This is a genomic window from Pseudomonas corni, assembly GCF_057128765.1.
In genome coordinates this window covers 186,389-206,137 of sequence record NZ_JBSKHW010000011.1, presented here as the reverse complement: position 1 = coordinate 206,137, position 19,749 = coordinate 186,389, and the positions used below count along the sequence as shown (strand labels likewise).

Annotated in this window: 18 protein-coding genes and 1 other RNA gene; 13 read left to right on the top strand and 6 right to left on the bottom strand. The window is 54.3% G+C overall.

The features are described from left to right. The first annotated feature begins 85 nt into the window (after positions 1 to 85). The 10 genes from ACWKV9_RS18170 (at position 86) to ACWKV9_RS18125 (ending at position 10,359) form a co-directional block, all read left to right on the top strand. The gene (locus ACWKV9_RS18170) at positions 86 to 763 is read left to right on the top strand and encodes a thermostable hemolysin (protein WP_483837514.1); all 678 of its coding nucleotides are present in this window, start codon (positions 86 to 88) and stop codon (positions 761 to 763) included. Beyond that, entirely contained in the window at positions 753 to 2,234 is a 1,482-nt protein-coding gene (locus ACWKV9_RS18165) for an AMP-binding protein (protein ID WP_483837513.1), read from the top strand. Before ACWKV9_RS18170 ends, ACWKV9_RS18165 begins: the two co-directional genes overlap by 11 nt. Next, complete coding sequence (locus ACWKV9_RS18160; protein ID WP_483837512.1) at positions 2,231 to 2,920, top strand: iron-containing redox enzyme family protein; 690 nt, start codon at positions 2,231 to 2,233, stop codon at positions 2,918 to 2,920. The genes ACWKV9_RS18165 and ACWKV9_RS18160 overlap by 4 nt, the downstream gene beginning before the upstream one ends. After that, positions 2,907 to 3,716, top strand: coding sequence for an SDR family oxidoreductase (locus ACWKV9_RS18155; protein ID WP_483837511.1), 810 nt, complete (start codon positions 2,907 to 2,909; stop codon positions 3,714 to 3,716). The genes ACWKV9_RS18160 and ACWKV9_RS18155 overlap by 14 nt, the downstream gene beginning before the upstream one ends. Beyond that, positions 3,713 to 4,354: a tetratricopeptide repeat protein gene (locus tag ACWKV9_RS18150; protein WP_483837510.1), complete on the top strand. Its 642-nt coding sequence runs from the start codon at positions 3,713 to 3,715 to the stop codon at positions 4,352 to 4,354. Before ACWKV9_RS18155 ends, ACWKV9_RS18150 begins: the two co-directional genes overlap by 4 nt. Positions 4,355 to 4,364: 10 nt before the next feature. Further along, positions 4,365 to 5,027 (top strand): response regulator, encoded by a 663-nt coding sequence (locus ACWKV9_RS18145; protein ID WP_483837509.1) that lies wholly within the window; start codon positions 4,365 to 4,367, stop codon positions 5,025 to 5,027. Continuing rightward, a complete protein-coding gene (locus ACWKV9_RS18140; protein ID WP_483837508.1) occupies positions 5,024 to 6,388 on the top strand; it encodes a sensor histidine kinase in 1,365 nt (454 codons plus the stop codon). Before ACWKV9_RS18145 ends, ACWKV9_RS18140 begins: the two co-directional genes overlap by 4 nt. A gap of 483 nt (positions 6,389 to 6,871) precedes the next feature. Then, complete coding sequence (locus ACWKV9_RS18135) at positions 6,872 to 8,164, top strand: site-specific integrase (RefSeq protein WP_483837507.1); 1,293 nt, start codon at positions 6,872 to 6,874, stop codon at positions 8,162 to 8,164. 537 nt (positions 8,165 to 8,701) lie between these two features. Then, on the top strand, positions 8,702 to 9,403 hold the full coding sequence (locus ACWKV9_RS18130) for a hypothetical protein (RefSeq protein ID WP_483837506.1): 702 nt from the start codon (positions 8,702 to 8,704) through the stop codon (positions 9,401 to 9,403). 98 nt (positions 9,404 to 9,501) lie between these two features. Continuing rightward, positions 9,502 to 10,359, top strand: a complete 858-nt coding sequence (locus ACWKV9_RS18125) for a hypothetical protein (RefSeq protein WP_483837505.1) — start codon at positions 9,502 to 9,504, stop codon at positions 10,357 to 10,359. 572 nt (positions 10,360 to 10,931) lie between these two features. On the opposite strand, the gene ACWKV9_RS18120 is transcribed toward ACWKV9_RS18125, so the two are convergent. After that, positions 10,932 to 11,741 carry a hypothetical protein gene (locus tag ACWKV9_RS18120; RefSeq protein WP_483837504.1) on the bottom strand — a complete coding sequence of 270 codons (810 nt, stop codon included), beginning with the start codon at positions 11,739 to 11,741 and terminating at the stop codon, positions 10,932 to 10,934. Positions 11,742 to 12,120: 379 nt separating this feature from the next. Between ACWKV9_RS18120 and ACWKV9_RS18115 the strand changes: the two genes are divergently transcribed. Beyond that, positions 12,121 to 12,747, top strand: coding sequence for a recombinase family protein (locus tag ACWKV9_RS18115; RefSeq protein ID WP_483837503.1), 627 nt, complete (start codon positions 12,121 to 12,123; stop codon positions 12,745 to 12,747). Between the two features lie 247 nt (positions 12,748 to 12,994). Here ACWKV9_RS18115 and ACWKV9_RS18110 read toward each other — a convergent pair whose 3' ends face one another. The 4 genes from ACWKV9_RS18110 to ACWKV9_RS18095 all read right to left on the bottom strand — a co-directional run bounded on the left by ACWKV9_RS18110 (position 12,995) and on the right by ACWKV9_RS18095 (position 17,090). Further along, on the bottom strand, positions 12,995 to 13,927 hold the full coding sequence (locus ACWKV9_RS18110; RefSeq protein ID WP_483837502.1) for a hypothetical protein: 933 nt from the start codon (positions 13,925 to 13,927) through the stop codon (positions 12,995 to 12,997). Between the two features lie 253 nt (positions 13,928 to 14,180). Further along, positions 14,181 to 14,777 carry a hypothetical protein gene (locus tag ACWKV9_RS18105; protein ID WP_483837501.1) on the bottom strand — a complete coding sequence of 199 codons (597 nt, stop codon included), beginning with the start codon at positions 14,775 to 14,777 and terminating at the stop codon, positions 14,181 to 14,183. 937 nt (positions 14,778 to 15,714) lie between these two features. Then, complete coding sequence (locus tag ACWKV9_RS18100) at positions 15,715 to 16,089, bottom strand: Rap1a/Tai family immunity protein (protein WP_483837500.1); 375 nt, start codon at positions 16,087 to 16,089, stop codon at positions 15,715 to 15,717. Positions 16,090 to 16,220: 131 nt separating this feature from the next. Continuing rightward, positions 16,221 to 17,090, bottom strand: coding sequence for a hypothetical protein (locus ACWKV9_RS18095; RefSeq protein ID WP_483837499.1), 870 nt, complete (start codon positions 17,088 to 17,090; stop codon positions 16,221 to 16,223). A gap of 218 nt (positions 17,091 to 17,308) precedes the next feature. On the opposite strand from ACWKV9_RS18095, the gene ACWKV9_RS18090 reads away from it, so the two are divergent. Continuing rightward, positions 17,309 to 17,500, top strand: coding sequence for a DUF1508 domain-containing protein (locus tag ACWKV9_RS18090; RefSeq protein WP_200667875.1), 192 nt, complete (start codon positions 17,309 to 17,311; stop codon positions 17,498 to 17,500). Between the two features lie 694 nt (positions 17,501 to 18,194). Here ACWKV9_RS18090 and ffs read toward each other — a convergent pair. Continuing rightward, an RNA gene (gene ffs, locus ACWKV9_RS18085) (signal recognition particle sRNA small type) lies at positions 18,195 to 18,291 on the bottom strand. Positions 18,292 to 18,565: 274 nt separating this feature from the next. Between ffs and ACWKV9_RS18080 the strand changes: the two genes are divergently transcribed. Beyond that, the gene (locus ACWKV9_RS18080) at positions 18,566 to 19,051 is read left to right on the top strand and encodes a GNAT family N-acetyltransferase (RefSeq protein ID WP_483837546.1); all 486 of its coding nucleotides are present in this window, start codon (positions 18,566 to 18,568) and stop codon (positions 19,049 to 19,051) included. Positions 19,052 to 19,749: the final 698 nt, after the last annotated feature.

The following is a 19,749-nucleotide window of genomic DNA, read 5'->3' as shown; positions in this document are numbered from 1 at the left end:
CCGGATTTCATTTGGCCGCCTTCAGACTTCCCTAAGAATTGCTCCCTACTTTGGCTTCACTTACTCGTGAGTGGAGCGTTTATCTATGCATGCCCGAGATTGGAACATCTGTTTACCGCTTCAATTTGGTCACACCGGCATGCCTGCACTGGTGCTGGACCGGGCCTTGGTTGGCGAGCCAATGCGCGAGGCGTTCGAGTCATTCATTCAAAACCGCTTCCAGCAGGCCCACAACGCACAAATACGCCACTTCATGCCCGAGCTATTCGGGCTTCACGATGGCAGCGGTTCGTTGTGCGCAGTTGCCGGCGTGCGCCAGGCCTCGCATCAGTCTTTGTTTCTGGAGCGCTATCTCGACGAGCCTATCGAACAAGCCGTCGAACGTGCGGCCGGCAGATCCGTCGACCGACAGGCCATCGTCGAAGTCGGCAATCTGGGGGCGTCGAGCATTGGCAGCGCACGGCTGAGCATCATCACCGTCACCTGGCTTCTTGCCATGGGTGGACTGGAGTGGGTTTCCTTTACTGGCAACGCCGGCCTGGTCAACAGCTTCAACCGCCTGGGGTTGCGTCCGGTCACTCTCGGCCCTGCCGATCCGCTGCGTCTTGGTGATGATCGTCACACATGGGGTAGCTATTACGACACGCAACCCCACGTGCATGTCGGGGATGTACGCTCAGGTTTTGAGCACCTGAGCCGATCCGGGCTGTTCGAACGATTCGGCTTGCCGCTCAGTCTGGAGCAATGCTGCCATGTCGCGTGAACTGCATGCGTTCCGTCTGCATCTGGCGAATATGGCGCTTGAAAACCCTCATACTTGCGCGCTGTGGGGAGAGGAGTTGCGCCTGACCTACGCCGAGCTGGATGCAGAAATCGAGCTGCGCCAACAGCTGCTCCGGGATATGGATGCCAAGGTGGTCGCGCTGGCGATGGACAACGGTCCAGATGCGCTGGTCTGGGATCTGGCGATACTTTTCCAGGGACTGGCGTGCCTGATCTTGCCACCGTTTTTCAGTGCCGAACAACGACGCCATTGCCTTGACCAGACTCAGGCGGATCTGGTCATTGCGCAACCTGGACACGAAAGCGAATTCCAAACCGCAGGATTCACGCACCGCTCAGGGTTCTGGTGCCGAACAACCGACACGTCCCACCCTATGCCGGCGAACACCGCAAAACTGACGTTCACATCCGGCACCACCGGCACGCCAAAAGGTGTTTGCCTAAGCGCCGACAGCATGCTGATCGTGGCACAAGCGCTGTACCAGGCCAGCCGGGCTAAACGCCCGCGTCATCATTTGTCCATTCTGCCCATGGCGATACTGCTGGAGAACATCGGTTGTTATGCCGCGCTGTATGCCGGTGCGACGCTGAGCCTCGTCAGTCAGCGGACCTTGGGCATTCAGGGCGCCACCGGCGTCGACCTGCCCCGCCTGCTCAATTGCCTGAAAATCCGCCGCCCTGACAGCATGATCCTGGTGCCGCAATTGCTGTTGGTGCTGGTATCGGCTTGCGAGATCGGAGCGTTCGACGCGCAAGGGCTCAGCTTCGTCGCGGTTGGCGGTGCCAAAGTCAGCGTGGAATTGCTGCTGCGGGCTGAAGCACTCGGCATCCCGGTGTACGAAGGGTATGGCCTGTCCGAATGCGCGTCGGTGGTAGCGCTCAATCGACCCGAAGCCAGTCGTCCTGGAAGCGTTGGCAAACCGCTGCCCCATCTGCAAGTCAGGCTGGCAGACGATGGCGAGGTGCTGATAAGCGGTGCGCTGATGCTGGGTTATCTGGGCGACAGCCATGCAGCGCCTGAGTGGTGGCCCAGCGGCGACCTGGGTGAATTCGACGAGGACGGCTACCTCTATCTCAAGGGCCGAAAAAAGCACCAGTTCGTCACCAGCTTCGGTCGCAACGTCAATCCCGAGTGGGTCGAAGCGGAGCTCACCCAGCGCGGCATCATCGGCCAGGCATTTGTCTACGGCGAAGCCATGGCGCACAACCATGCATTGCTGTGGCCGCTGCGCCCGGACACCACTGACCTGCAAATAGCCGCCGCCGTGGCACAGGCCAATCACGCGCTGCCCGACTACGCCCGGGTCCATGGCTGGACCCGTCTGGAACATCCGTTCACCACCGCAAACGGCATGGCAACCGCTAACGGCCGACCGCGCCGCGACGCCATTCTGGCGCACTTCCGGCATCACTTTTGCGAATCCTCCCAAACCAGAGTTCTCACATCATGAGCTTTTTTCAGACGCTGCAAGATGCCACACGCAACGAGCGTGAAACCTTATTCAATCTGCCTATCATCCACCGCGCTCTGTTCGGCCAGGTCACCCTGGACAGTTATCAGGCTTTCCTGACACAGGCCTACTACCACGTCCAGCATACGGTGCCGCTGATGATGGCCTGCGGTGCGCGCTTGCCTACCCGACTGGAGTGGCTGCGCGGCGCCGTGTGCGAATACATTGAGGATGAATACGGTCACGAACAGTGGATTCTCAATGACTTGCGAGCGTGTGGCGCGAACGCCGACGCGGTTCGCGATGGTACACCTGGCCTGCCTATCGAGCTGATGGTGGCGTACCTGTATGACCTGATCGCCCGCGGCAATCCGGTGGGTTTGTTCGGCATGGTCAATGTGCTGGAAGGCACCAGCATCGCGTTGGCCACTCATGCCGCCGGCAGCATTCAGCAGCGTCTTGACCTGCCCGCCAGCGCATTCAGTTATCTGAATTCCCACGGCAGTCTGGATGTCGGCCACATGGAGACCTACCGCAAACTGATGGACCAACTTCAGGACCCGGCGGATCAGGCCGCGGTCATCAAAGCGACGAAAGTGGTGTATGCGCTGTACACCGAGATGTTCCGTCAGCTGCCCGACGCCGCGGCCCAGGCGCCGAAGGAATCCAATCATGCGTCTGTCTGAAGCGCGCGTGGTGCTGACCGGCGCCAGCGGCGGGATCGGCATCGCCATCGCAAGAGCGCTATGCAGCGAAGGCGCCGAGGTGCTGGCGGTTTCCCGGCACCGCGAGCCGCTGCTGGCGTTGCAGGCCCAATACCCGCATTTGCTGCACTGGGTACAGGCGGACCTGACCACCCATGAAGGCCGCCAGCATGTATTGATGTCGGCGCAAGCGATGCAGGGCGTCAATATGCTGATCAACGCCGCCGGCACGAATCACTTCTCCATGCTCGAACAACTGCCAGCCAGCGAAATCGATGGGATGCTCAATATCAACTTGCACGCGCCCATTCACCTTACCCGCCTGATGTTGCCGATGCTGCGTCTGGTCGATAGCGCCATGGTCGTCAATGTCGGCTCTACCTACGGATCGATCGGCTACGCCGGTTATGCGGCTTATTGCGCCAGCAAATTCGCCCTTCGCGGGTTTTCCGAGGCACTACGGCGCGAGCTGGCCGACACTCGGATCGGTGTGCTTTACGTGGCGCCGCGTGCCACTCGCACCACAATGAATGGCCCCGCTGCGCGAGCACTCAACACCGCCCTCAAAAGCAATGAGGACGACCCGCAGCAGGTTGCCGCAGCCGTCGTCCACGCTATTGCCGGTAATCGCCGAGAGCTTTACCTGGGATGGCCGGAACGCTTTTTCGTCAGCCTCAACAGCGTCCTGCCGACGCTGGTTGACCGAGGTTTACGCAAGCACCTACCGCTGATTCGCCGACTCAGCGCCCGGACACTCGAAGAGAAGCCCAAACCATGAGAACGATTCTATTGACACTGCTGTGTATGATCAGCCTGCCGCTCTGGGCTCTGGATGCACCGGATCAGCAGCGGCTGACGGCCATCCAGCAGGATTGGGCGCGCATTCAGTATCAACTGCCCGAGGATCAGCGGGTCCCCGCATTCGAAAAACTGGCGGTGCAGTCCTCGGCGTTTACTCAGGATCGCCCCGCTGTGGCTGAAGCCTGGATCTGGAACGGCATCGTCACCAGCAGTTGGGCTGGTGCGCAAGGTGGCCTCGGCGCCTTGAGCAAGGTCAAGCAATCCAAAGCCGATCTGGAAAAAGCCCTGGCGCTGGACCCCAATGCCTTGCAGGGCTCAGCCTATGCGAGCCTGGCCGCACTGTATGACCGAGTGCCGGGTTGGCCCATTGGTTTCGGTGACGCCGACAAGGCGCAGACGCTGCTCGAACAAGCCCTGAAAATTAATCCCGACGGCATCGATCCGCTGTATTTTTGGGGTGACCATCTGTTTCGTCAGGGCCACTATGCTCAAGCCAAAGAAGCGCTGAACAAAGCGTTGCAGGCCGCGCCCCGCCCAGGTCGCGAGATTGCCGACGCCGGTCGGCGCAAAGACATCCAGCTGTTGCTGGTCGATGTGAACAAAAAACTCAAATGACGGAGCGTTCATGCGTCTGCTGCTGATCGAGGATGACGTTGCGTTGGGGGAAGGCATTCATCAGGCGCTGAGTCGCGAGGGCTACACCGTTGACTGGCTCAAGGATGGGGCAAGCGCCCTGCACGCGATGTTGAGCGAAGTGTTCGATCTGGCGATTCTGGACCTTGGGCTTCCGAAGATGGACGGCTTGGCGGTGCTGCGCCGACTCCGTCAAAGCGGGTCCACCGTGCCGGTGCTGATACTCACTGCCCGTGACGCCACAGAAGACCGGATCGCCGGGCTGGACGCCGGCGCGGACGACTACCTGATCAAACCGTTCGACCTGTCTGAACTCAAGGCTCGCCTGCGTGCGCTCTTGCGCCGCAGCGCAGGCCGCGCGCGATTATTGATCGAGCATGCGGGCATCACGCTCGATCCCGCCACGCAGCAGGTCAGCTACCACAACACCCCAGTGCCACTCACCCCCAAGGAATATCAACTGCTTTACGAATTGCTGTCGCCGCCGGGTCGAGTGATGACCCGCGAACGTTTGATCCAGTTGCTGTACGGCTGGAACGAAGAGGCCGAGAGCAACACGCTTGAAGTCCACATCCATCATCTGCGCAAGAAGTTTTCCAGCGAGCTGATCCGCACTGTTCGCGGCGTTGGTTACCTGGTGGAGGATCAGGCTTGAATTCGATCCGTCGGCGTACCCTCACGCTCATCCTGGGTCTGGTGATGATCGGGCTGCTGATTCTTACCCTGGTCAATGTGCACGACAGCAATCACGAAATCGCCGAGGTCTACGACGCGCAACTGGCGCAAAACGCCAGGTTGTTACAAGGCGTAATGCGCATGCCACTGGCTCGCAAAGAACACGCGCAGCTCTATCTTGCGTTCAATCAGGCGCTGGCCCAGGCAGATCCGCGAGTCGATGGCCATCCTTATGAAAGTAAGATCGCCTTTCAGGTCTGGGACCTCCAAGGCAACCTGCTGGTGCACACCGCCAGCGCCCCAACCTTCACCCATTCCCCGCAATACATCGGTTTCACCAACATCACCGATCTGGGCACCCATCAGTGGCGTGCGTTCGTCCTCAAAGACGTCGAACAGGGTTTGCTGATCTGGGTGGGCGAGCGTGACGACGTGCGTTCAGATCTGGTCAACCGCATCGTGCGTCACACCGTGCTGCCCAACCTGATCGGCAGCCTGCTGCTGATGGTAGCCATCTGGCTTGCCATCGGTTGGGGCCTCAAACCCCTCGCTGATCTGGCCGACACGTTGCGCGGCCGCCATCCGGGATCGCTTGAGCCACTGCAACTGGCACCGCTGCCCAGCGAACTGGAACCCATGCAGGCGGCGTTGAATCGGTTGTTGGGGCAAATCCAGGAGGTGTTGAGCCGCGAACGTCGCTTCATCGCCGACGCCGCCCATGAAATGCGCACGCCGCTGGCAGTGCTGCGGGTGCATGCGCAAAACGTGCTCGAAGCACGCAACGAAGAGCAGCGCAAACAGTCGCTCGACTACCTGATTGTCGGTGTTGATCGCACCACGCGACTGGTCAACCAATTGCTGACCATTGCTCGCCTTGAGCCCGGCGCTGGCGCTGTGAGGAAAACGTCGGGGGACCTGGTGCAGGAAGTACGCGCCAGTCTGGTACAGATGACGCCCTGGGTACTGAGCAAAGGTCTGGAGTTGGTCTTTGAATGCGAAGAAACTTCGTATCGGATTGACAGCGATTTCCCCGCCATCGATATAGCCCTGCAAAACCTGTTGACCAACGCGGTCAATTTTTCTCCGGAAGGCGGTCAGGTCAGCGTCGGTCTCAACTTCAACGACGACCGTTTTCTGTTGAGCGTCGCCGACCAGGGCCCAGGCATCGAAGCGACAGAACAGGACAGACTGTTCGAACGTTTCTACAGTCTTGGCAACGATCAGGGTGTGGGTCTGGGGCTAACCATCGTGCAGGCAGTTGCCGAGCGTTTGGGGGGAGAGATTCAGTTGGAGAACGCCCCATCGGGAGGCTGCAGAGCGACTTTGGAAATACCCCTCTGACCGAGGCGCGATAGCTGGCAGTCGTCAGGTGCCACTGCCCTCTCGCGCCTCGATTCGAGTGACGACAGAGGATGTGCAACGCACGACAAAGTCTGCCCACTGTGGGCAAGAAGCGCAGGCTGGAAAAACGAGATTGAATCAGAAAGTCCCTTAGGACCGAGCCATTCATGCGCACCACGCTGGTGTCACACTCAAGGCTTTTGCGACATCCCTACCTGATGGTCTCAACAGGTCTGGATAATTGGAGGCAACCCCACCAGCCACACCCCGGCACACAATGTTCCCGCTGTGGCTGCTTCCTTCCGGATCTGACCAGGTGGCATGCAAGCATGCTCGGCAATCGTTGCGGGCCTTACGGAGCAAGGGTTTCAGGCTCTTTTGGTTGCAATATCTCTACCGTGCAAACTCCCTGCACGGGCAGTAAAAACTCGGGGGTGTAGCCAGCACTGTCACACTTTGCTGTAACACTTTGGTGTCACACCCATGGCTTACATGATCAAGCGCGGGGCGCTCTATTACCTCAATCTCAAGCTACCCAAGCACCTCTTCCCGAGGTGTCACACTTTACGTTTGAGCCTGAACATCCGGCAGCGGCAGAGCGCCCTGTTCCTCGCTGCTTCACTCGCCCAGCAAGTCCACAGCCACTTGAACGCCCACCCCATGGCCGACCTTCAGACGCTGCGTAGGCTGTGTTCGGAGTGGCGAGATGCTACCCCAACGCAGCCAATCCAGACTGCTCCAAGGAAGGCGCCAGCGGCCACCATGAAGCGGAACAGCGACGGCCCTACACTCGCCAGCTTATCCAAACTCTATATAGAAGAAGGAAAACGTGGTGGCACATGGCGCGAGGTCAGCACGCACGAAGTCGAACGCTCACTACGAGACTTGTTCGAACTGATGGGTGACATGCCCGTGGAAGCATTCGACGTCCAGCAAGCCCGCCTGTTGAAAGATCGTTTGAGTCGCTGCCCGCAATACTTCGGCCTACGCCCCGAGTACGAGGGCAAGACCCTAAAGCAGGTGGTTGAGTCAGGCGCCACTTACAAGACCATCACCGCCGTTACCGTGAACAATCGCTTACGCAAGCTCTCTGCCTTCCTGAACTGGTGCAAGACAGGTGGATATGTAGCGGATAATCCTTTGGCGGGCATGAAGGTGATGACTGGATCGGCCAAGGAGGCACGGTTGTCCTTTGATCGACACGATCTGACCACCCTGCTCAATCTGGATGCACTCAAAACAGAAGCCCGAAAGCATCCATGGCGCTACTGGTTGCCGCTCCTAGGGCGAGCCACTGGGGCACGATTGGAAGAACTCTGCCAATTGCGGGTGGATGACTTCATCGAGCAACAGGGCATGCAGTGCATCCGCATCGATGACAGTCGTGATGGCCAGAACCTCAAGAACGCCAGCAGCCGTCGTGTTCTTCCCCTGCACCCTTCTCTGATCGAGCAGGGCTTGTTGCAATACGCTGACTCAGTCAGGGCAAATGGGGATGATCGCCTATTCCCCAAACTGGAAGCAGTGCGAGGAAAGCTCGGGCACGCAGCCTCGAAATGGTTTGGCCGCTATAAAGCGAAATTGGGTATCACCGATCCACGCAAAACCTTCCACAGTTTCCGCCACACCTTCATCGATGATCTGCGTGATGCTGGCGTGCAAGACTCACTGATCAAACGAATGGTGGGACATGAAGACAGCTCCGTCACCTTCGGCATCTATGGCAGCAGAATCCCGATCAAAGCGATGGCCGAGGCGTTGACGCACATTCAATAACCCCGAATAACCATCGATAAACCCGAGCATAACCTGCACTGGATTCGTCATGTTCTGAGGGACAGCTGTCGTTCAGCCCAGTGTTTACAGGCTTACATGGCTGTCTGGACTAAGCAGGACGCTTTCTTTCCGATGGAAATTGGTTTTCTACGAACGGAATATTAGACGCGGCTTAACCATCGTTTTTTGCGGTACGCCTACACCATGTAGCTGGTACACGCAACAAATAACGCTTGACAAATGATAGCACTTTGACTGATGATCCTCGTATCGACAAAACATACTGAATACGTCCCGCACCCATACAGTGCCAGATGATCGGTGTTGCTTTGTCTGCAAACTGGCTGACCACCACCGACGGTCAATGCAAACCATGAGAAATAGCCATGACCATTGCAATGAAAGCAAAGCCAACCTCGAGGTCGACGACATCCGAAAGCTGAGTTCATTTACTCCTCTGTAGAGAGAAATGCTGCCGATGATGCCGACCAACGTGTCGGTTTTTTTTCGCCTAAAATTCAACCTATGGAGGTATCAATGAACCAAGATTTCATGCATGACCGTGTTAAGACCATCTACGTATTGCCACAACTGGCAGGCATCCGCCTCGACTACTCCCTCGGGGAGGAAGCACCACTCTTTACTCCACCACGGGACGGCAAACTGCTCTACGGAGTTGGCTACGATTCGGCGGAGAGACGCAAAGCTTGTGGTATGCCCTATCACGAGAAGACATGTCGTTCACATCGCCGATGGGTCGACATGCTTAATCGCTGCTATAGGTCTGGAGCTAGCGCATACATTGGCTGCACCGTTTGCCCAAAATGGCACGATTTCCAAGAGTTTGCAGATTGGTTTGTGAATCAGCCTTACGCACTTGAGGCAGACATGGAACTGGACAAGGATGTTCTTGATCCTTTGAATAAAGTGTACTCGCCGGAGTTCTGTTCGCTTGTTCCGAGGGTGATCAATCAGATTTTTCGAGACACTCGAAGTCAGCGAGGGAAGCTCCCTATAGGCGTAACTGTTGCGTCGCGAGAGGAAGGTTTCATATCTCGTCTTTCGATGTATGGAAAATCAGTGTACTTGGGAAAATGCCACAGCATCGTCGAAGCTTTCGAGGTCTATAAGGCTGCTCATCGGAAGTACTGCAATGAATTGGCAGACAGGTACGAAGGGTCGATTGATGCTCGCGTGGTTGAACGACTACGCAGCTATACGCGCCATATTCATGACTAATAAATTGTAACGATGTACTGCCGCAAGCATTCACTTGCGGCAATCACCACTCAACGAGGCTCATGCCTATGAAATGAACTTGAACAGGAGAATTATCCATGCCACATCCATTCGTTTTGAATTTGATCCCCACCTCGGCCAATGATGATTTGGCTACTGTAGCTGGAGTCGCACCGATCCCAACAAAATTGGATTCTGGCCGCACCCTTGATGCACCGACGATCGAAGAGCAAGTTGTACAGCTACGACGAGACGGTCTATCCATTGCAAAAATTGTGCAAGCCACAGGACACCCTGAACGCAGAGTCAAAGCCCTGATTAAAGGTGTGCCAATGGGGATTTCTACACCCTTTGATAAGTCCGTGAGTCGAACTTATGACCTCGGGTGTCGCCCCCAAGGAATTAAAGACTACGAGCTCCGCGGCATCCTGCATCAAGAATACGGTTGTAAATGGGATACTTCTGAAGGGCGTTATTACAGTAGTTTCGACGCAGACGTAATCAAACGAGTCAAAGAAAGGGTTCGACAGCGTGCGACCAAGGAGGACTCAAACGTCATCTTCGTAATGGATTGGGTAGATGAAACGGCGCCAACCGGAAGTCGTCTCTTCCTCGAAGAATCTGCACTCAGCTTTATGTGCAGGATAGATGAGTGCATCAATCAGTTCATGGAACTCCATAGTACTCGTGCGGCAGAGGACAGTGAAGATGCCGAATTGGCACAACGTAAACAGGCATTTGCTGCTCGAAAGCATATTCTGAAGATCGTTAGCGGGCTTGGTGCGGAACCAGTCGCCAAACTACTTGGGCGAACGACTGCCTTGACGAACTCATTGGATGGCGTTCCTGACATGATCTGTCCAAAAATTCCAGACGCACGAGACGAATACTTCCCAGAACCTTCGTACAATGACCCGTTTCTGGAATATGTCGAGTCTCAGGGTTGGCTGGGATAAGCGACCTAACACGTAGTAATCTGACCTGTCCGGCTCACGCCCACCATATGTATAGGGTCGGACACCGGACGGGAAGCTCACAGTTACACGCGAGTGAATTTGCACCAGTACGAGCGTTTCTGCATCGTCCCGATTTCGGATCAGCACACCAGTAAATTAAATGAAATCAACACACACCCAAGCTCTTGCTCTTGATCTGCTCCACCGAAGGTGACGTGCATAACTGTCAGCATCCGCTGACGAGATTTCCCTGAATGCATCCGCATTCATTTACGCACCAACAATCAAGATCACAAGCGAAGAGCTGGTTTTGTGTAAAATTCATTTAATTACTGGAGTACATCCCAAGGAACATCGGCGGTCACGCCGCAGCTTAGTACAGTTGAAAGCTCACGTTTTCGGTGCGAACACTTCAGCGGAGCTGGGAGGGTATCATGCTCAAAGCTTCGCTTTACGTATGCAGTAGCTACCGCAGGTACGTGCCGTGTTACACGCTGTAGTTTTCCAGTCTGTAGTTTCCGACCGTTCGTAGCCCTGCTGGGTCAACCTTTCGCCAATGCGGTTTGATCAAGCTAACCAAACGCTGCCGCTAAAATTTCCTTTGCCCTTTTGTAGAGCCGCAATGCTTTCGCGTCATCTGTCAGCAGCCCATCAAAGTAGGTTGCGTAAGTAACAAAATGAGAGTCCACCATATCATTTCGTATTTTATGATCCTTTGCAGTCTTGGCACCACCAGTAGCAGCCCACTCGAGGGCGAGAAGGTAGCAGCACAGGGAGTTTCGGAAAATGAACGTGTTGTGCAGTTCCCTGAATACCGGCACTCGTGGCGACCGAGGATCGCTTCTGAATAGTGTCATGGAGACCTGCATAACTGCCTTGATCAATGTGTCTACCATCTTTGCAGTGAATCGCTCGCCGTCTCGTATCTTCCGACGCTCTTCTTTGTCGAAGTCGATTGCGAGGCTATCAAAGATCTGTGCTAAGTCCGCTGCATCAGCAAGCATCCTGTGTAGTTGCCCACTGGCGTCCACAGCCATCTTCCTGATCTCCTCTATTAAAGGAGCGTGGCCGCGTTCTGCCTCGTTGAGCTTGCGGATGTAGTCAGGAAAACCAGATGTCTGGCAACCGTGGATCAAGCGCCTTTGCAGCCCAGCAGCTCTACCGCTGAGTTGACAGATCAGCTGTGTGTTTCGAAGGACAATCACTTGCTTAGAGTAGTCCCCCAGTATCCTCATGGCATTGCATATACTCTTGACCGCATCGCCTTGGAGAGCTTCCATTGCTGAATAGTCTGTTAGCACCGCTCGATTTGAGGTCGAGGCTTCAAGGAAGGTTCTCAGCTGAGGACTCTGAAGTTGGTTGCTATCCACTACCATGCGCATTTTGTATCTCCAATTCGCTTGCTGGCATCTCCTCGCTCACCGTCGAGAATGTCATGCTATGCCGTCCAAGGGTACTGGGTTTCTTGGCCGTTATGGTTACAACCCGGTGGGTGCGGAAATCTCTCTGATTGCTCCAGAGGTTGAGCCATCATTCAGCCAGAGCACGAACACCCGTGCCCATAAACACAAGAACAGCGTTACATCCGTGAATATCCTGCCGCTCTCATCTTGGTGAATAGCCTCCAGTCGCTATCAATGAAGTAGACCTATCCGGTAGTGCGATAGCCGTCAGGAAATCGCTATCAATAGACTATTGTAGAAAGCCATATGAGTAGTTTATCATTTTACTATCAGATTGAATGACAAAGGATAGCAAACCATGAATACCCACCTTTACCTCCGTGCATCGACCAAAGACCAAGACGCCAACCGTGCAAAAGTTGCCTTGGAGTTGTTCGCTGGTGAAAAGGGATTGAACATCGTTGGCGTGTATGCCGAGAACATCAGTGGGACCAAGCTCAACCGTCCTGAGCTGCTTACCTTGCTCGATACTGCCGAGAGTGGAGACGTGCTATTGGTCGAGTCTGTAGACCGCCTGAGTCGCCTCTCACAGGCTGACTGGGACACTCTCAAAGCGACGATCAAGGCCAAGGGGTTGCGTCTGGTTGTAGCTGATTTGCCAACCAGTCACATGCTGGTTGAAGCAAAAGGAATCACTGGGCAAATCATGGATGTGATCAACAACATGCTGATTGACCTCATGGCAACTATGGCACGACTCGATCAAGAGAAGCGTGTGGAACGCATCAAGCAGGGTCTGGAAAACAAGAAGGCAGCTGATCCTAGTTGGACTCCATCGGGTAGGGGGCGGAATGCTGCCAAGTGGGCAGAGGTGCAGGCGCTGATGCGAAAGTATCCAACCATGTCCGCCGAGATGATCGCCAAGCAAGCTGACTGTGGTGTCGCTACGGTGTACAGGATCAAGAAAGAATCGAACGCTGCATAACTTCCACGACTCCCCACAAAGTTTACACAACGCCCTAGAGCCTCGCCTATGCGGGGTTTTGTCGTCTCTGTGTTTTGATAACGTCAAGGTTATTTCTATAAATGGTCAGCTTTTAAATGGGCCACCCGTGTCAGGCTAAGCGGGTGTGGTAGGTCGCCAGATTATATTTCCAGCCAAAAAACCAAACGACTATCGAAGCGCATCAAAAAAAATTCGGGGGGTGGGATAATTTCCAGATGCCTTCGTGCTATCTGCCAGGATCGTAGAGCGCCATCCTTGAATCAGATATCGTTCTATCCCATCGCTCAATGAATATCAGAAATTTATCGTAGTCATCCGCATATGTTTGAAGCCACTTGCCTATCCCTTCGCATACAGCAAGATAGAATGGATGGAGATTGAAATAATAGGTGTCGCCTACACCTTGTGCTTCCTCTGGTACGTTTCCTATCGATATTGAAATTCGTCGAGCCTTTTTCTTTAATACCTTGTTTGAATCGAGATTCGACATATGCAACATTCCATTTCTCATCTCCCAAAGTTCGTCGGCGGTGACGCCTATAGGCTTCAAGTCAACATAAGCGTCAAGCCATCTGCTAAACACGGCACGCTCTGAGGGTTTCTTGTCGTAACCATATTCAACATGTGCAATGCTGTCGATACAGGACATGAATAGCTTGGCAGCAGATGCATAGTGCTTGTTATTGAAAAGGAGTTTGTAGGCCAACAAAAAATCGTCGTTAATAAGATCGGCATAGTGAAATGTATTGTCTCTTGTATATTTTGCCAGCCAATCATCCATGACGCTTTTTTCTCCCATCTCCTTATTCACGTCATCCATATCTAGCGGAGCGTGATCCGAGACATAATTTATCGAGGGCTGTCCGTCGAGAATTATTGTGATTCCATAGAGTGGTGTACGTGTTTCGTGCGGCTCAAATACATGCTCGAATAGTTCAAGCGCTGCACCCAAGCGACAGCGTGCAGTATATGCACCGATTGTCAAACCTACTGGAGCTTTCGTTAGTGTTGCCTTTTGATAATCCCGCTCTACCGAAGCTTTCAGGTACGCAAGTTTGTCTTCATCCGTGCCATCAACTTCGTAGCGTATATGTCCGAGAAAGCCTACCCTTTCTTGTGCGTCTGCAATCAAGTAGAAGCTGTAAATTGTTTCCTTCACGCGTTGCTCTCCCTGCTGTCTTGGCTACTTCTGCAAGTGCTTCTCGTGCTTTTCAATGAGTTCCGTAGTCCAGTCTGTAGACCCGCTCCAGCGTTTCAACTCTTCACCGCAGACGCTGCAATCTATAGAGCCCGGATCTCGTACAGGGAATTTTTCTCCTGTGAGCTTGTAGATGGAGCCACATTTACTGCAAGTAATTTCACTATTCATACACACCTCCGGTCATTATGTCGCCTTCCCCAACACAACTCGATCAGCCACCAAAGACCGTAGGTTTTTCTATCAGTGAAATGCTGTATTCGCCGTAGGTCAGAGTTTGATGCAATTCAATTTCAGCAGTCGCAATCCATTCGCTCCAGATTTGGTCGATGTCGTCGGAACATTGCCTCACGAAGTCGACGGTTAAAAATGCCTCCCACTCGCCTCGAAGATCGAAATCGTCATAGTTCTTCCCCGGTTCAAAGTCCACCGTTTCATCTACCTCGATGGTGTCCGGCTTGCCATGTGCAATGGTGTCACGGAAGTTTTTCAACTCTTTGATGGAAGAGTACGGACGTGCTGAAAAGTCAGGTTCCAATCCCAGCGCCTTCAACACATTCTCAACCTTTTTGTCGAACCACCGCCGTTCCTTAAAATCCGCCATCTTCTGTTCGCCAATGAAGTTAAGGCGCGATTCAAAAGTGAACGCCAACATGACGAGACAGGCAGTGATGTCGAGAGCGATACCTTGTCGGTCCTCTGCCGCCTCCTTTTCCTCGATTCGAGTCTTGAGGTAGTGAGCCGTGTTGGAGATGTCGTTGTGAATGTGAATGTTCTTCTTGGCGGTCTTTTGCACCTGAAGTTTTGTCATACCACGTCCTTGATGCAGTGGCTGTATTCACCAGAGCTTACGCCACGTACTGGACGCTCGCCATGCCATCCTCCCACCATACGCCCTCTCCATCACTTTCAAGGAAAGAGCTGTGTCAGCGAAAAGGACTATCGGAATTATTCTCGCAATAGGTCTTGCCTATGTCGTTATCAAAGGCATAGTCAACCCCAGCCACCTCGACAGCAACCGCCCCGTCTACCGCACAGTATCCCGAAAGCGCAGCGACGTATGCTGAAGTTAACCAAGAAATCGGGTGCAAGAGCACCTACAGCGACCAGAAGAAAGACGACATATTTAACGCGAAATACAAGAATCACTGGATGACCTGGAAGGGCCAAATCGCTTTGTTGGAGTCAGATGAGGTTTCCTTGAATGTGGACGGCGTAGGCACCCAAGATCTTCAGGTCGACTTTGCAGACAAGCGGGCAGGATATGACCTCTCGAAGGGTAGTCAGCTTAAGGTGCGATTTCTTATGAAGACCGCAGGCGGGTGCTTCCTTCCTTTCGGTGGTCGAGAAGCCACGGTCGTTCGATAGGCTCAGTACCCCAACGTTTGTAGCCCGCCATTGAGCGGACTTTCTCATGCTATCAGCTTCGTGTCATCACAGCGCCCCGTCACAGACCGCCTGACTCCACTTACAAGCCACGCTGATACACTCGCTCCAGATCGCCTCTCCAAGAGCCTCCCAGACAGCCACAGAAGGCAGTCCGTGCGTAAGATGTCCGTCTCTTATTTCCATTTTTCCCAGCTTTTAAAACAAGGTGGCCGCGTTCGCGTTAAGAGCCTGTCGTGATACCCCCGGCTTCGGAATGTCTTGCCCCTGCCATTATTTTTCCTAGAGCTGAATCGTAGAACACCCTCAAGTGCATGACTCTCGCGGCTCGGGATTTGCGTTTTCGTCTGGAGAATGCCATGTCACTTGCAGGGATAAGCATCTTGGATGGCAAACATCGCTAAAGTGGCGTCATCAGTGTCCCTGAGTTCGGTAGTCCGCAAGTAATCGACTACTGCCTGTACTGCCTCGCCTAGTGTTACAGACCTTTCAGGAAAGCATGTTTTAAACTCGTTCGGAAGGTGGCTATTCAAGCTCTGCATTGTTTTCAGAACCCCTTCAACGAGTCCTACGCACATTCCTTCAGCCATAGTTGGGCCACCCTTGATTTCGTCGCCAGCCACATAAGGAAGCACGCCTTGGCACTGTGCGAGCAGAGCATTCCCGCCAGTGAAGCCAGCGACGACCGATCCGCTACAGAACATCCCAACCAATGCCACCACTAATAGTGTTTTCAAGCTGCGCATCCTTGAGGCGTGTTCAGACCGACTACCGCCCCGGCCATTATTTCTGCTAGCCAAATTCGAAGTAGTTCGAAGAATGCAAGGTCTCTCCGGGCGGCGGTGGTTTTCGCCATAAAGTCACCTTCTTATCGCTTTTCGGCTTCACGCTGCATTTGGATCGTTTCGAAAATCAGAAGGCCATACTCAATGAGGTTCCTGAAGAACCCAAGCATCGGGTCATGGAACGTGCCTAACGGCTTATCCGCTTTAGGGTCTGCTGGGTATTCCAGCAAGTCCACAATCTGGCTGTGGGCGTGTGGTATGAAGAATGAGTTCACGAACCCCATCACGCTTTTTATGTCCATGCCCGGCAATTCTCGCTGTACCTTGCCTGCGAGAGTACCGGCGTCGTTGTAGTAACCTCCATCGTGCACGATGAAGTGCCTCAACTTCTCGATCAGCACAAGTATCACCCGGTAATTCGCCCCTGTTGGGTTCTCGGATTCATAACGCTCGAAATGCTTCGACGCCCGCCGGAATGCCTGAAGCTGTGCATACGGTTTCCGGTCCTTGGGTGTAGGAAGTTGGTGGTAGTGCTTGATGTCATTGGAACCCTCGTGACTCCATTTGACTGGACGCACCCATATGCTAATCCCAGCAAGGCCACAGTATGCGTATGCCCTTTCAAGGAAGTCTTCAAAGGCTTCGTATGCTTCCACAAGCAGCCACTGATAAGTTTTCAATTTCTGAAGCGCGTTTAACTCAAGCCGATCCTCCAGAGATAATGGCGGGGAATCATGCGAGAGGTCTTCGCCGGTTGATGGCGACCTGAAATGAAAGTAGTGCTTGATCCCGTATTGAGATTCAAGCGCCCAGTCTGGAAGCTGGCCGTGAAACTTCTGGATCGACTGGTGTTGCTCGGTGTATATCTTGTTGACTTGAGCCTTGTGCTGATGCAGCTGCGCCACCTTCGAAGCAAACCTGTCGAATTCTTCCCTCAAGTAGTCTTTGATCATCGCGTCATATCACCCTTACCGTTAGTAGGAGCTTACGCTGGCCGAGATTCGGGTGCCACGGCAGGGTGATAGGGATGCTGCTGGCGAGTGCCCCGCTGCGACGTGCATCCACATTGAAAGCTGAACGCTTCCATGTAGGAATGGTGGTAGCACCTTGCCATTCCCCCGACCCCAGCTAACCTTACGGACTCAAATAATGGGCGAAGGGAAACACCAACATGGCAGACGTTACATATCCATGCTATTGGGAGAAGAAAGACAATTCGGGGCAGTGGTACTGGATTTACTACGCCAGTAACGCGAAGGCGATCGCCCGAAGCAGCGAGAGTTACGTGGCTCGCAGCGATTGCACTCACTCAATCCAGATCATGCAGGGCTCGACTGCCTCGCCGATTTTCTACACTGAGTAACGAGCAGGCAGGAGTACAACAGAGTAGTACAATCAGAAAACAAAAAAACCCCGTAGACCTTGATCTACGGGGCTTTCATTTGTATGGCGGAGAGATAGGGATTTGAATCCCCTCCAGACAGATACATGAAAACTTGATCACATCATCAATCACGAGGCTTGGTGCCATATTTTCCGGTGTACGGATTCAGATTCCCCTTCGTACTATAGTTATTATTCCTAGTGTTATCCGGATTTGTAGCATGGGAAGGTCGGACGTAGGTTCCATTGCTTCGCGTATATCCACTGATAGTATGATCAGAACGACCCCCGTAAGAATAACTAGATTTGTACGAAGTATGCCCGCCGAAACTGCTTCCGCGAGCAAAAGCATTCCCTGAAAGTGCCAATGCCGCCACAGCAGCCAAAATCAGTCCCCTTTTCATGCAGCCTCCCTTTCCAGATCAATGATGGCTCAACGATACCACCACCAAAGTGTAGACGACACATGCTTCTAGCTTACTTCAGGGAAAGCACGGAGGGTGTAAGGGTGATTATGAGCGCAAAGCATGGATGGAAGGACTTGGAGCACGAGGGCGTGGCAAGCTATGATCCTCGGTGACGTGCACCACTTAGGTGTACTTAAACGCTGTCACACTTCGAGATTTTTTACTGATAAATCCTTGAAAAATCAAGGACTTAGAGATAGGAGGCAACCCCACCAGCCACACCCCGGCACACAATGTTCCCGCTGTGGCTGCTTCCTTCCGGATCTGACCAGGTTCACGGGTAATCGTTGCGGGGGGACCGATGGGGTCACCATAACGACACTCGCCAGTCGGCGAGCCGCGCCATTGTACCGGTCTCACACGAAGTTACAACCGTTGCGTTCGGAATAAAATTTGATAGGGCTCAAGCACTTGTGTGCCGGGGGTTTGCCGGACTTTGGCGTCCCCGGACGGCGGTGCCGCACCCGCCATGGGTGGATTGGCGGCCCGCCACAGCAGTCCATAAGTGCGGCGGCTACGACATGAGTGCCTCAGAACGTCATAATGCGGCCTGCGCACAGAGTGAAGGCCGCAAAGCGATGAAGTTGGAAGTAGTGGATCACAAGACGCTAAGGGCAGTTCAGCGCCAGGAGCTGGAATTGCTGGAACTGCCCCAAGCGCAGAAGATGTTCGCCGGGGATATTTTCGGTGCGCTGAATACGCTGGTGTCGGCGTGCGAAGATCACGTTCGTGGATTCGCCTTGTTGGTGGACGATATGCCCCGTGGTTTTTTCCTGCTCAAGCGCGGACGGTTGTTGCCACCGTGGGCAGACGCCGATGCGGTCACGCTGCATGCGTTGATGATCGACGTGGAATGGCAAGGTCGTGGCTTGGGCAAATATTGTCTGCGCAGTTTGCCGGGCCTGGTACATTCCTTCTGGCCGGATGCCCGACAATTGATGTTGTCGGTAGACCCGGAGAATCAGGCGGCCATGCAGCTCTATCTCAAACTGGGCTGGATTGACAACGGCACCGCGTATCGCGGGCGCTTGGCGTATGAGCGGAGAATGGTATTGGCGCTCTGAAGCCCTCGTAGGAGCCAACTTGTTGGCGAGGCGTGCTCCCGGCGTGTCAGGCCTGACGTCTCGCGAACAAGTTCGCTCCTACAGATTCAGCGGTGTTTGCGTGCTTTGGATCGGCTAAACACCAACCCCTGTAGGAGCCAACTTGTTGGCGAGGCGGATTGCCCGGCGTGTCAGGCCTAACGTCTCGCGAACAAGTTCACTCCTACTGGTTTGGCAGGGTTTGCGTGCTTTGGATCGGCTGAAGACCAATCCCTGTAGGAGCCAACTTGTTGGCGAGGCGTGCTCCCGGCGTGTCAGGCCTAACGTCTCGCGAACAAGTTCGCTCCTACAGATTCAGCGGTGTTTGCGTGCTTTGGATCGGCTAAACACCAACCCCTGTAGGAGCCAACTTGTTGGCGAGGCGGATTGCCCGGCGTGTCAGGCCTGCCGTCTCGCGAACAAGTTCGCTCCTACAGGTTTGGCGGTGTTTGCGTGCTTTGGATCGGCTGAAGACCAACCCCTGTAGGAGCCAACTTGTTGGCGAGGCAGATTGCCCGGCGTGTCAGGCCTAACGACTCGCGAACAAGTTCGCTCCTGCAGGCTTGGCGGGGTTTGCGTGCTTTGGATCGGCTGAAGACCAATCCCTGTAGGAGCCAACTTGTTGGCGAGGCGGGTTACCCGGTGTGTCAGGCCTGCCGTCTCGCGAACAAGTTCGCTCC